Source organism: Paenibacillus sp. FSL R5-0517, assembly GCF_037974355.1.
Lineage (GTDB): Bacteria > Bacillota > Bacilli > Paenibacillales > Paenibacillaceae > Paenibacillus.
The window spans coordinates 3,408,486-3,422,952 of record NZ_CP150235.1 but is presented as its reverse complement, the minus strand read 5'-3'; the positions used below and the strand labels follow the sequence as shown (position 1 = coordinate 3,422,952).

Sequence of the window (14,467 nt, the reverse complement as noted above, 5' to 3'; positions counted from 1 at the left end):
ATTTACGAACTATATATATACTATATCTTATGTTCATTCGTTTTTTAGGACATAGTGTATACACTTAGCGCTCCATGTTTACAACATATAAAAAGACTGCCAGCAATGTTCACCGGCAGTCTTTCGTTTAATTCGTAGTAGGTTTCTCTTCATACTCGCTGGATAATTCTTTTAGCGATTTGATTTTACCATGGGGATGCTGTTCTTGCTTTCGTGACTTCCAGGCAGCTTCTTTTCGTTTCTTCTGGTCAGCCATAAAAGAGATCCTCCTCTGGAAACTGAGATGTGTACTACCTCTTTATGATGTCACTATAAGGCAACTTTATTCTACGTTTTAGCTACTAAGAGGATGAGAGTAGAAGCTAATTGGCAGGACCCAGATTAATCAAGCTGACATCGGACAAAGAGACAGTTGTGTTACCGTCTTCTGCGCCATCGATATTACCCAGATCAAATGAGATGCGAGTATTCGCATAGCTGGCTTCTGTTGCATCAAATGTAAACGTGAACTCCTGTTCTTCTGGAGTCAAATCAACTCGTGCCCCAAAGAATCCATGCCATTCATAGTTGGCAGCTGCGTCGACCCATCCAATTCCCAAACCCACTTTTCTGGACTTCTCTGCTTTGGCTTTAAACGTTAATTTGTATTTAAAACCTTGCTGTATGCCAAATCCTTCATTGATGACTTGACGATCCCAGGGGTTCTGTCCAGCATTACCAATCTTGGCAAGAAGCTGTTGATTGCTAACTTGCATCTCAAGATCAGCTGCATTACCATCCGCGTAGGTAAACCAACTGTCTTTACCTTTGGAGAAGTCTCCATTGGAAATAAGATTAACATGAGCTGGTTGCCCTCCTTGATCTGCATTCGGATTAACTTCATATAACTGAATGTTATGGATGTTAATCGAGTGTTCACCTGCAGGTAACGGATATCCTAGTCCGAATGCAAGTACGGCTCCCGAATCAGAAGTATCTCCCATGGTGAAGGTATAACTATACGACTGTGGATCAGAAGTTAATTCCACTTCTTCTTCGAAATACTTCACAAAATCCCCTGCATTCTGAGAAAGGACCGCTTGCATAGATTTAGGACTGGAAGCAGATGCCTCGAAGGTAAGTCGATATGATTTATTTGCATCCAGTTCGATCTCACCTTGTTGCAGCAATGCATCCCACCAATGTTCACTTGTACCAGGCAAGTTGATCGTTAATCCTTCGCCCTCTTTATGTGAAGCTGTCAGATCATTAGGAATTAGCTCCCAATGATTCAGATCTGTTGCAAGCTGGCTGTTTTGAACTTTGTTTAGTGAGATATCCACCCAACGGGTATTATAATTTGCTCCTTCAAAATTCACATAATAGGATTTGTCTGCTGCCAAGTTGAACCCTGGGAAATACACAGTTTTGTATGTTTGCCATCCCCCCGTGTCTCCGAGATTCACTTCGGACTGAGCAACGATTGTACCTTGTTCATCCTGAATGCTGAATCGTACTTCAGAATCACTTTTACCACTGGCCATTCGGGCAGAGAGTACATATTCCCCCTCTTGGGCCACATCAATTTTATATTGCAGCAGATCTCCCTGATCCATGTAACTGACATGTTTGCCGCCTTCTACGGAGTCCTCCAGTTGCAAGCCCTGCATTTCCCAGGCTTCGGTTGCAGGGATATGTGCGTAGCCATTCACGGACAGCGGTTTGCCTCGTTTGGTCAGACGCACATTGTCCACATATACCTTGCCGTTGGAACTTCCGAATAACAGTCTAAGTTCGGATTGTGCGATTGCTGGTCCATCTCCAACAATGATCTCTCCGGTATACGTTTTCATTTCTTGGTTCAATGAGAGGTTTTGTCCTTGATGAACCTGCACCGTATGCCCATTACTGCTGACAAGATCGATATCCATACTTCGTGGTGAATTTGCCTTGGCATCAAAGGAGAATCCATACGTTGAATTCGCCTCCAGTTGCAACTCCGGTTGGTTCACCGAAACCTGTTGTGGTTCACCATTTGTCTGCGTAACATCCACAACCAGTTGACGCTCCATAATCGGGAATTTCAAGAAGTTATTTACACCGATCTGAGCCTTTGCACCTTCCTGAATGTTGCTTGACCAGAATCCCAGACGCTCTTTACCTTGATCAAATGTACCATTGTAGATGAAATTGCCATCAGGCAGTGTATTTCGTTCTACAACTAATGGATCAGCCTCACCCACTTCAATCAGTCGAACATTGGCAAGCCAAACGGTTTTATCATCCAATCCCAAATTAAATTCGAATCTGGCATTATTATCTGATCCATCCCGCATATTGAAGGTATAGTCATAGGATTGCCAATCAGTCGTGAGTTCAAAGGTGTTATCACCCGAATAATTCGTCCAACTCTTTTCGAATTGGTTCACTTTGGACATAATCGTGCGGTTAGCAGAAGCCTTCGCATCAAACTGTATCTTGTACTTTTTGTTTTTCTTCATGTACATGGGCATCTGAGTAAGTTGAACCGAATAGTTCTCAGTCCCTGATGCATCAATACTAACTTGTGCTGCTTTGCCTTTCTGCTCATCCTCTACAACTTGCACACTGCCCGCTCCGTCAGCATTCGTAATAAATTTCCACTGTAGAGGCACTCCATTTTCTTCAGACCCTTCCGTAAAACGATCATTGTAGATTAGATTGCCATCGGCTTGTGGTTCACGCTGTTGTACAGGCTCGATGGGATTGGTTGTTACATCAGGCCATGTGTTGAGATTCTTATAAGAGTACACACGTACAAAATCAACATTCATCGTTTCAGAAGTGAAGTCGCTCTCAGGGGAGCCCGGCCAGTCTCCGCCAACTGCCAGATTCAGAATCAGATAGAATGGACGATCGAATGGTGCAGGGAACGTATAATACTCAGGTTGGCCCGCGGCCTTGGTTTGCCAGTTAGTCACTTCATGATGCAGTTTACCGTCTACATAAAAGCGGATCATGCCCGGCAACCATTCCACCTGGAAATCATGATAATCGTCAGCAAACGTTTCTCCCTCCGGAAGAGTAAGGCTTCCCTGATCATGTCCATGGGAACCATCAGGCTTCACACTATCATAGTGCAATGTGCTATATACCTTGTTATTACTCTCATTGCCACCAATGAGCTCCATAATGTCGATCTCACCAGATGCCGGCCATCCGCCATAATGTGCTTCATCCGTAGGCATCATCCAGATGGCAGGCCACATGCCTTTTTCAATAGGAAGCTTCGCACGTACTACCACTTTACCGTAGGTCCAGTCGCCTTTTCCCATAGAGATCAGTTTGCCAGAGCTGTAATCCTTACCATTTTTCGGACCTTTTTTCGCTTCAATCTGTAATACGCTTCGGTTCTGATCTTTCGTAATACGAGTGTTATCCGGGCTGTAATACTGCATTTCATTATTATAAACCAGACCTGTATCCTGCACGGTCCATTTGGAGGCATCAATCGCAGGCCCGTTGAACTCATCATTCCAGACCAGTTCCCATTGATCATGCGGAATCGTTGTAGCAGGCACCGGTTTTTCACCCGCAGGATTGCTTGGTGTCGATGGGTTGGATGGTGTTTGCCCTCCTGGAGCAGATTGCGTTGGCGTGTTTGCCACACTCGTAGAATCCCCAGGCTGTGACGATGCAGGTTGCTGAACTTCCCCTGCCATGGATGTACGCAAACCTTGTTTCACTTTCTCTCCATTAATAACAACATCATTCGCATCAACACTTAATTGTTGAATCGTACCTTTGGTATCCACTCGGGTCTGAGTCGCTTCTGCATGAATATTCATAGAATTAATGAGGCTGTCTGAAGAGATTTCCAGAATGGATTTTTGCATGACATGCAGATCCTGAATGTTACTTTCTCCCGCAATGGCAACTCTGACGGGTTCACCCCGTTTGTCAACGACCACTCGATTCAACTTGGAGTTGCTAATGTCGATGGAATGACTGCCTCCGCCTTTAATGATGACACTTCCTGTAACGGTTACGCCTTGGAGCACCACAGAACCCTCACCTATTCCTTCTGCCAGCAGAAGATTTCCATTGACGATCATATTTTTTAACGTGACATCCGTCGATTTAATAATCAAGTTGCCATCCACCCGGGACTCATATATACCAGGAGCACTTTTCAGATCGGTAATCATCGCCGACAACATGGCCGCTGTCTCTGCTCGTGTAATCGGAGATTTCGGATTTAATTTACCTTGGAAGCCATTTAAAATATTTTCTTTCACCAGATAGGTAAGCGCTTTCTTTGAATAACTGGAAATATCATCTGCATCCTGAAATTCCAATCGTTCATTATCTTCACCTGTAATCGTTGAAAGCTGAAACGCTCGATCTACCATAACCGCTGCATCTTGGCGGGTAATCGGTTTTTGCGGTGAGAGATGTTTACGGTCTGTGCCTTCGATGATGCCGGAACCATTCGCTCGTACCATTACATCATAGTACCAATCGTCTGAAGTCATATCCGCATACGAATCAATCGTCGCTTTACCCGTGAAACCAAAGGCCCGATCCAAAATCATAACGAATTCAGCTCGGCTAATTTCCTGATTAGGCTTGAATGTACCGTTCGTATAACCTTTCAATACATTCAACTCTTGCAACCGTGTAACTGCAGATTGTGACCAATGCCCGGTGAGGTCTGTATAGGGAACAGAGGAGTGCAGGCTTTTCGCCTGCACATTTCCCACCTCCGCTTGACCCTTTACACTTTCTGCTCCAGCAGTTGCTGGATAAACAAGTGAAGCCATTAAACTTGATGCGACCAACCATGCCAGTCCTCTTCTCATCTTACTTCCTCCCTCAGCTCAGTTATCCTTGCATAGTCTAGCTATTCCTTGACTGCTCCAATAACAATTCCCTTTACGAAGAAACGTTGTAAAAACGGGTATACCATCAGAATCGGAAGCGCACCGATAAAGATCTGTGCTGCGCGTACGGTCCGCTGCGAGATATTCTCCAACATGGAAGGATCCACGTTGATTTTGCTGAGATCTTGCTGAACAATAATAGTCTGTAACAGAGAAGCAAGCGGATAGTTTTTAATATCAGACATGTAGATCATTCCGTCGAACCAGGAGTTCCACTGATACACCATTGTAAACAAAGACAAGGTTGCGATTGCCGGTAGCGACAGTGGGACGTAGACCAGAATCAACGTTTTGATATGACCTGCTCCATCCAGATAGGCTGCTTCTTCAAGTTCTTTCGGCAGACCACGGAAGAAGTTCATCATCAGAATGACGTTCCACACGGACAGCGCGCCGGGCAGAATAAGCGCCCAGATCGTATTCATCAGACCAAGCTTCTGAATCAGAATGTAACTGGGAATCAGACCGCCGCTGAACAAAATGGTGAATACAAAGAACCATGTATACAACGAGCGACCTTTAAAGCTGATATCTTCCTTCGACAACGGAAATGCGGTAATGAGCATGATGACCATACCGATGATCGTGGCAAGCACAGTCCGTTTAAGAGACACCAGAAGCGAGTTGATGAAATTTGAATTTCCGAAGGTTTTCACATAAGCGTCCGTTGTGAAACCAATGGGCCAGAAGCTGACCAGATTCGATGATGCCGGCGCCATACTGCTGAATGAAACAGCCAATATATGAATAATTGGTAAAATGCAGAGTAACGATAATATCCCAAGAAAAGTATAGTTAGCGATGCTAAATATGCGGTATCCTTTTGTTTTATAATACAAGCCCTTTTCTCCTCTCTAGAAAACTCGATAATTAGCCAGTTTGTAAGCCATTCTGTACGATATAACAATCAAAATGGTAGCTACCACTGATTTGAATAACCCCACTGCTGTGGCAAAACTCATCTTCCCGTTCAAGATCCCGAGTCGATATACAAAGGTGTCAATGATGTCGCCTTTGTCATACACAAGTGGATTGTACAAGTTGAACACCTGATCAAATCCGGCGTTCAGGATATTGCCGATAGAGAGCGTCATCAATACAATTGTGATTGGCATCAATGCTGGAATTGTAATGTGCAGCGTCTGTTTGAAACGGTTGGCTCCATCCACCTCGGCAGCCTCGTAGAGCGCAGGATTGATTCCGGATAGAGAAGCCAGAAATACGATCGTACCAAAACCAAATTCTTTCCATACATCGCTGACGATTAGCGTAATACGGAACCATGTACCATCTCCTAGGAAGAAAATTGGTTCTCCTCCAAAGGCTACGACAAGCTGGTTCACCATGCCGCCCTGAGGAGACAGGATGTCGAGCAGAATCCCACCGAGAATAACCCATGATAGGAAATGCGGCAGATACACAAGCGTTTGACTCACTCTTTTGAATGCCGTCAAGCGAACTTCATTGAGCAAAATGGCAAACAAAAATGGGGCGAACAGTCCAGCGATGATTTTGAAAAATGCAATGACTAGTGTATTCCAGATCACCTGACCTACATCCGGATATAAGAATAAATATCTAAAATTGTCCCAACCAACCCATTTGGATTCAGAAAATCCCAAGTAAGGCTTAAAATCCTGAAAAGCAATTACAATGCCGCCCATCGGTATGTACTGAAACACCAGTGCCAGCAATACGGCTGGTACGAGCATCATATGCAAGGTCCAATTCCGTTGCATATTCCAGCGCTGTTTGACCCTGGTGGAGCGCCGTTTATGCGGCGTTTCTAACGTATGTTCCTTCACTCCTGCATCCCCCATGTTCTAAAATTTATATTTTACAAGTCATCGTGAACTTGTATATTAAAATTATAGCAATGGAAATTTGCGATCTATATCCTAATATTGCAACAACGATATCACTATTTTAATGAGATTAAGGAGGTTGAACTTTGCTCACACGCATGAATGTCTTTACCAAAATTACATTGTTGTTTGTGATGCTGCTTATTTTGGTATTGTTTCTCTACACGTACTCGAACCGGGAAAGCGTAAGAGTTATCGAACATGAGATTCAGAACAACACGATGAATCATCTTTCGACGTTTGCGGATTCAGTAGAATCCAATATATACCAATTGTCATTATATGGAATGTCTATTGGACAAGATTCCAGTATTCAGGAATATCAACGTCCCGACTACAAGGACGTACCTTATGAACGTGTAAAAGTCGGAAGCGCCATTCTGGAGAAGATGAATCTGTATAACGCAGCGAGTAAATGGCACTCGACGATTACGCTGTACTTCCCCCGGATGAAGAAAGTGATATCAACGGATTATTATGCCTATATTCCCTATAGGGATAACGAATTCACGGAGCCGCTGTCCCAGTCGTGGACCTATGCCGATCATCAGTTTATCTGGTATACGACCGATCCAACGACAGCGATGGCGAAACCCGGCAAAGCTCGGTTAATTACCAAAATCAGTTTTCCGGATTACCATTTAACCGCACTGCTGAATCAAAACAAGTTAAACAATAAGGGTGATCCGTTTATGTTCCACCCGGATTATGGTTTAATCAGTAATAGCTCCGGAAAGGATACCTTGAAGGCCATCCTGCCCTCTCTGAAAGAAGCAGATCTGAAGACCAGTGGTGGATTCAGCACAACATTGAACAAGACGGAATATTACGTCTCTTACATTCAATCCAAAAGCCTCGGATGGTACTATGTTGACTATGTTCCCATGCAGCAAATATTAAAACCGATTACGAGCAGCCGGAATCTCTTTTACGCTTCAATTGCGGTTCTGATCGTGATGAGTGTTGTTGTGCTGTATACACTCTATCGCAGTGTGCAACTTCCACTTCTACAGTTAGTCAAAGGAACGAATCGTTTATCCACCGGGGATTTTTCCGTTCGGTTGCATCATACGGCGAGGAATGAATTTAGTCTTTTATTTGCACGTTTCAACATCATGGCACAACGAATTCAAGAGTTAATCGAGAATGTATACGAGGAAAAATTGAGAAGTCGCGAAGCCACGCTTAAACAGCTTCAATCGCAGATTAATCCGCATTTTCTCTATAACTGTCTCTTCTATATCAAGAACATGGCCCGAATGAAAAATGAGAAAGCTGTGGTAGCCATGGCACTTAATCTGGGAGAGTATTACCGATACATAACCAGGTCTGAAAAGGATCAAGCCACGCTTCGGGAAGAGTTGACGATGGTCAAAAATTATTTGGAAATTCAGTCACTGCGATTGGAACGAATGCATTTTACAATCGACGTCCCCCATGCTATTTTGGATAAAACAGTTCCCAGACTGACCCTTCAGCCTATTATTGAGAATGCTATTATTCATGGTTTGGAACCCAGATCCGAGAATGGTGAGATCAAAATTTATGCCGATTGCGAGAATGATGTGTACACGATTACAGTGGAGGATAGCGGGCTTGGCATGTCTGATGAACAGCTTGAACAATTAAGGAATAATCTTACCAAACCGCTGGATGAGAACATGGGATGTGGCACATGGAATGTCCACCAACGCTTGTCTTTTCTCTATGGTGATGGATCAGGACTGGCCTATGATCATTCTGAATCAGGTGGGATCAAAGTTAACATCGTATGGCACGACAATACTAACAAGTAGGTGAGCAAATCATGCTGCAATTATTACTAGTGGACGATGAACGATCAGTCGTGGAAACGCTGGCCGAGACCATTCCGTGGGAAAGCTGCGGGATTGGCACAGTACATGAAGCCTTATCCGGTTCGGTAGCGTTGGAAATCATGGAAAACCACGACATTGACATTGTCATTACAGATATACGAATGCCCGAAATGTCAGGTATAGCGCTTATTACAGCGATTCATGAAAAATGGCCCCATGTACAGACGATTCTGTTATCAGGTCATGCTGATTTTGAATATGCAAAACAGGCTATTGCCCAGGAAAGCTTTGATTACTTGCTAAAACCGGTTAGCGATGAAGATCTTATTGAAACGGTCCAACGCCTCGTTCATCGAATTAAAGAAAAGTGGGAAACGGCAGCCTCCCATCAACGAGCTTTACACGCCTTTCAGGATCACCTGCCCTTGCTTCAATCCACAATGCTGCATGAATTGCTGACTGGAAAAGTCTATGATCCGAAGACACTGGCAGACAAGCTTGATCTGCTGGAGCTTCCCTACTCCATAGGTGAAGACCTGGGTATGCTGGTTATTCGCATGGAGAAACATCTATCTGAAATGGCACACGGTGACCTGGCCCTAATGGAATATGCGATATGTAATATCATTAGTGAAGTGATGCATAATCATTTTCATATCTGGCACACACGAGACGTTCACGATTACATTGTTGTTCTGGTTAGCATGAAGCACTCCACAACGATGAGCTATAGCAGGAACGAGACACCTCAGACCCTGCTTGAGCAGTATGCTGCCCAGATTCAAACGAATGTTAAGTTATACTTGAAGGGTGCGATCTCGATTTCTGTCTCTAACTGGGGCAAGTTCCCTCACGAAATAGGAGAAATTTATGAGCGGGCCGTTATGTCCATGCGTAAACGGATGGGGCAAGTTCAAGGATTGTTTGTCACTGCTTCCGATGAAACAGACGCTAACCCTCTACATACGATCAGGTCACTTTATCAGCCGCCAACGTTAATCAGCCTATTGGAAGCTGGGCGGTTTGAGGATGTGGAACAGAAAATCGAGCATATTTTTGAAGAACTGCTGCATTCCAATGAACATCATGATATAGCGGAGTCGACCTTTGAGGTGTATTTTGCTATTGCGGGTGCGTTTGCGTACATCATTCATAAAAATGGCAAACAAATCTCTTCGTTGATTCCAGCAGACTCCTATCGCTATTTTCAAGCTCCCAGTTACTCCACTGCTCAGCAATTACAGGACTGGTCCATACGCACACTTCATTACATAAGAGATGATGCTGAACAAGAGCTTAGAGACAATCACAGCACCATTGTACGCAGCGTCAAAAGTTTCGTTGACCTTCATCTGGCTGGAGATGTATCTCTGCCTGCCATTGCTGACCATGTGCATCTTCATCCGGTATACCTGTCCAAGGTATACAAAGCGGAGACCGGTGAAGCACTTACAGCATACGTATACCGATTAAGAATGGAGAAAGCAGCCTATCATTTGCGAACATCTACCGCCAAAGTGTTTGAGATCGCAGAACTTGTCGGGTACAACAATACCGCATATTTCATTCGGGTTTTCAAGAAATTTTATGATCTTACACCACAGGAATATCGGGAAAATCTGCCGGTTTAAGGAGACTCAGACCGGACTTGACGTTCAAGTCAACTCACCGTTTACCCATATTCATATTGCATAACAAAAGGCATTGCGGGAGTTGCTCTCCTGCAATGCCTTTATGTTGCTTCTGTTACTGCGCCGCCCTGCACCGCATCGAATTCATGTTCGCGGCGCTGTGCTCGTCCTATTTTCCGCTTTTCACGGACTCATACCACTCGTTTACTTCTTTTGTAATCTGGTCTCCGCCTGAAGATTTCCACTTCTCAACAAAGGAGTCGAATGCATCCACGGAGGTTTTGCCATATACAATTTGGGAGAAGGTATCTTTCTCCATCTTCGTCAAAATATCATTGTTCATCTGCATCGTCATGGAAGGTGCACCGGTAAACATTTGATTGAACACGATGTCCTTTTGATCCAATACAATCTTGGCTGCATCAAGCATAGGTGTAGGTACACCTGATTTGATCTTTTTCTCGAAAGGCGTAGTTGGTTCTTCACCGCTTGCCAGCTTCGCCAGAGTTGTCATGCTCAGATTCGGAATTCGCGCTCCGTCAAACGTTAAAGTGTACTTCTCGGGAGCATAACCGCCCGTCAGACTTGCATCAGTTGATGGTTTACCATCGACCATAACCCAATCGTATCCTTCTGCAAATCCATGTTCGAACTCATCGCCCTCTTTAGGATTCGCATAGTGATCAAAGAGATAGTTCTGATAGGTGAAAAAGGCTTCCGGATTCTTCATGTCTTTGTTAATCAGAACTACGCCGTTTCCGTTCGACGTACCATGTCTTCCTGCCTGACCATCCGGACCGGAAGGAATCGGATACGCCTTGTATTCAGCATCAGGATTATTCTTCTTCACATCCTCCAGCGGCCAGGATGGCATCCAGTGAGGACCTACCACAATACCTGCTTTTCCAGCAGTAAATTCTTCAGCAGCTTTCGTCTCGTCATACACGCCGGCTTCTTCCGGGATATAACCTTTGCTCATCCAGCTTTGTAACTTGGCCAAAGCCTGCTTCGCACCCGGTGTAACCGAACCGTATTCAAGTTTGCCGTCTGCCGTCAGATTCCATTGGTTCGGCATGGTACCATAAGCGCCGAATACCCATCCAGCTTCTGACATCCATGTGTTCAGCCAGTTCTTGAAACCAATGGTCAGTCCGTAGGTATCCTGTTTCCCATTACCATCCGGATCTTGATTCGTAAACGTTTCCATAATAACTTCAAGATCATCTATCGTTTTAGGTGCTTCCAGATTGAATTTCTTCATCCAGTCTTCACGGATCCACATGACGGGATCGCCGTTATAGGCATAGTCCAGAATGGGAATACCGATTCTTTTTCCATCTTGCATGTATGGATACCATACAGAAGGATCTTCGTTTACGGCTGCTTTCCATGTATCGCTTGCATATTGGTCAAATAACTCGCCCGCATCGACAAATTTTCCGGACTCAATCAATTCACGTACCAGATTGAATTCGCCACGATACGAAATGATATCCGGCATTTCCGCATTGGAAGCAAGTGATAGACGCAGCTTGGTCTCGAATGCATTGTTGGTGGATGGTGAGATCCACTGATTTTTCAGCTCAATCCCGAGCTTCTCTTTAGCCCATTTGGTATGCACGTTGTTATCCTGATCCTCACCGGGCTTGAACTTCACATCTGGTCCCCATGGCCGTAAATACGTAATAGATACGGGTGGATCATACTTCCCATCTTTGAGCTCCAACGTTGTCGCCGGTGCGCTCGTTTCTGTCTGTTTGTCGTTTCCGCTGCTGCATCCGCTCAAGGCTGCGGATAGGGCCAATACACCGATCATGACCAAGCTGCCTACGCGTCTCTTTTTACTTGTGTCCAACTTCGTTCCCCCAGTCTATGTAATGTTGCTTACACGTTAATCATAATGAATGAATGATATTTATGCCCATACTAATATTGCAACATTTATTGCATTAATTTAGGATATTGGATATTGAATATATATATTTAATAAATACAACACACTTGAAGACAGTAAAAAAGCAGCCGCTAAGGGCTGCTTCAGTCTGCTTAATTACTTGTATACTTAACCCAATCGTACTCTGCATACAGCGGATTGGCACCGTTGTAAGGACCGAGCCAGCTATCTACACCCGTTCCATTCCAGAGATTCATCATAATTTTACCCGGTGTTTTTGGAATATTACTGGTTGCCGTATGCTTCAGGACACCATCAACATACCATTTGATATGTCCCGGCTGCCAATCGAATGCATACGTATGGAAACCTTGGGATGCATCAAAACCCAGATTGATAATCTGCTCATGATTGCCAACCCCATTGGTATAATAATTAAACTGCACTTTGGTGGTGTCCTTCCCTAAAAATTCGATGTCAATTTCATCCCATTGGGTGCCATGTGAGGGACCTGTGTATGTGAAAAATGAGGAAACCACACCTGTGTTCTTCGCAGGTTTCATACTGACTTCATACAAGCCGTACCCATACGTATTCGTGGATCGGTACTCTCCGCAATCAAATTTGTTTTGTGCAGAACTGGTCAAACCAAGCTTAAGCTTCCCGTCACTTGTGAAATTAACATTGTTGGCCCTCCACGTACAGTTGAACATGTTCCCATTGGAATACCCATCCGCCTTTTGCCACGTACTTGCGTTAAAATAGGTTAGTGGTTCCCAGAACACATAACCCGCGAAAGCGCTTACCGAAAAAAACAAAGAAACAATACCTGTCACCACCAACGTATACCAAGACTTCCTTTTCATCATACACCTCCATGAATGATTCCAACCTGTGCGAGTTAATATTACTGGGTACAGGTTAAACAAGGTAAAGATACCTGCACCTCAATAATAGATAGCGCTTACATGGTTGGTATTTCCATTTTATCTGGAAGCAGAGTGGTACACTATAGAAAATTTCAAAGCAGAGATATTCATTTTTTAAGATTTCCGTAACTAATTATGACACGCTAAGACTATGCTGATTTTATAAATGAAATATTTAATATAATGAAGAGCCTGCCCCTCGACATCGAAGGAACCAGGCGCTCTATCAATACCATTTTTACATGTAGCTCAACATTTTGGTTTCTTTAGACCCTAGATCATTTCTATTTCGCTCCAGTGTCAAAGTAACCTAATAGCGGTTCTTTGAGATAATTGTTTTATTCAATAATATAAGAGCATGACAACTGGACATTATTTTATTATAACAATTCAGAATATCCGATCAGATATCTATTCAACGAGGAAGCACTTCAAGTACTTTACCACTTCCATCTTCGATAATACGTATACTGTTGTCATCGATGAGTTGAATGGTACTATCTTCATTTAAAATCTCATGCTGCCCCGTTACCCCGTGAGCAATGGATTTGCGAACCAGACCTTTGTTTTTGAATACCAACGTGTAAAGATCGTAGTCTTCCGTTTTTCGGTTGGTATGTTCTATGAGGACAATAAGTAGATTTTGAGGACTCCGCTTGAAATTGATCTTGAGATCATGGGTATTTACATTCATATCCTTTATACCTAATGGAATCAAACTCTTTTGTCCAGTTTCTGCATTCGTAATCTCAAGATCACCTTTTGCAGCACGAATCATATAGATGTATCCCATGTTGCTGCCATAAAAAGTATCGGTATAATTGCTCAGCCCAGTCACGATTACCTTGTTCGTCTTCGTATCTTGATGAGTCACTTCCCCGTCCATAGCAGTTGCAAGAAAACTAATGGGTACATAAAGGTTACTAATATACCATACAGGTTCACTGCCCATATCTACTTTTTGACCATCCACTTCGGCAATTTTACTTCCCAAGTGCACTACAATATGCTTCTGACTGTTCTTCAGTACGGCCGTATTATCATCTTCCATCCCCCACGGCAGACCTGCCTTAATACCAAGTGAGAACAAGCTTCCGTAAGTGATTCCATCCTTGTGTAACGTCTCAACATGGTTAATACGGCCGTCCGCCCACTGAATTTCCAAATTAACATATTTTTTTGCTGCTTCAGATTTTTGAGCCCCCAGTGGTAATAAGACGGACATCACGAATGCAACGACAACTACTTTTTTCAAATACTTCATTTTCACATCGACTCGCCCCATTCATGTGATTTTTAATCTTATAATAGTAACGTTAGATTCCAAATAAAGTTTGACTCCATTCTCATTATCATTTAACGAGTTAATCCGGTTCAACTAGAGTCGGAGACTTGGTTCCTGGTAACAAAAAAAGCCGCTAAAATAGCGA

At 43.7% G+C, this 14,467-nt stretch carries 9 protein-coding genes; 2 read left to right on the top strand and 7 right to left on the bottom strand.

The annotated features are described in order from the left end of the window. Positions 1-127: 127 nt before the first annotated feature. The 4 genes from MKX40_RS15215 to MKX40_RS15200 all read right to left on the bottom strand — a co-directional run bounded on the left by MKX40_RS15215 (position 128) and on the right by MKX40_RS15200 (position 6,640). The gene (locus MKX40_RS15215) at positions 128-256 is read right to left on the bottom strand and encodes a DUF6254 family protein (RefSeq protein WP_219845137.1); all 129 of its coding nucleotides are present in this window, start codon (positions 254-256) and stop codon (positions 128-130) included. 106 nt (positions 257-362) lie between these two features. Next, positions 363-4,820, bottom strand: a complete 4,458-nt coding sequence (locus MKX40_RS15210) for a carbohydrate binding domain-containing protein (protein WP_339242822.1) — start codon at positions 4,818-4,820, stop codon at positions 363-365. A gap of 41 nt (positions 4,821-4,861) precedes the next feature. Next, positions 4,862-5,740, bottom strand: a complete 879-nt coding sequence (locus tag MKX40_RS15205; protein WP_253435956.1) for a carbohydrate ABC transporter permease — start codon at positions 5,738-5,740, stop codon at positions 4,862-4,864. A 15-nt stretch (positions 5,741-5,755) separates the two neighbouring features. Next, positions 5,756-6,640 (bottom strand): ABC transporter permease subunit, encoded by an 885-nt coding sequence (locus MKX40_RS15200; RefSeq protein ID WP_253442589.1) that lies wholly within the window; start codon positions 6,638-6,640, stop codon positions 5,756-5,758. A 212-nt stretch (positions 6,641-6,852) separates the two neighbouring features. Between MKX40_RS15200 and MKX40_RS15195 the strand changes: the two genes are divergently transcribed. Then, positions 6,853-8,562 (top strand): histidine kinase, encoded by a 1,710-nt coding sequence (locus tag MKX40_RS15195; RefSeq protein WP_339242820.1) that lies wholly within the window; start codon positions 6,853-6,855, stop codon positions 8,560-8,562. An 11-nt stretch (positions 8,563-8,573) separates the two neighbouring features. Further along, the gene (locus tag MKX40_RS15190) at positions 8,574-10,214 is read left to right on the top strand and encodes a response regulator (protein WP_339242819.1); all 1,641 of its coding nucleotides are present in this window, start codon (positions 8,574-8,576) and stop codon (positions 10,212-10,214) included. Between the two features lie 169 nt (positions 10,215-10,383). Here the strand turns inward: MKX40_RS15190 and MKX40_RS15185 are convergent, their stop codons facing one another. The 3 genes from MKX40_RS15185 to MKX40_RS15175 all read right to left on the bottom strand — a co-directional run bounded on the left by MKX40_RS15185 (position 10,384) and on the right by MKX40_RS15175 (position 14,301). Then, on the bottom strand, positions 10,384-12,069 hold the full coding sequence (locus MKX40_RS15185; RefSeq protein WP_339242817.1) for an extracellular solute-binding protein: 1,686 nt from the start codon (positions 12,067-12,069) through the stop codon (positions 10,384-10,386). A 191-nt stretch (positions 12,070-12,260) separates the two neighbouring features. Further along, positions 12,261-12,974, bottom strand: a complete 714-nt coding sequence (locus tag MKX40_RS15180) for a glycoside hydrolase family 16 protein (protein ID WP_339242814.1) — start codon at positions 12,972-12,974, stop codon at positions 12,261-12,263. A 478-nt stretch (positions 12,975-13,452) separates the two neighbouring features. After that, a complete protein-coding gene (locus MKX40_RS15175) occupies positions 13,453-14,301 on the bottom strand; it encodes a stalk domain-containing protein (RefSeq protein ID WP_339243085.1) in 849 nt (282 codons plus the stop codon). Positions 14,302-14,467: the final 166 nt, after the last annotated feature.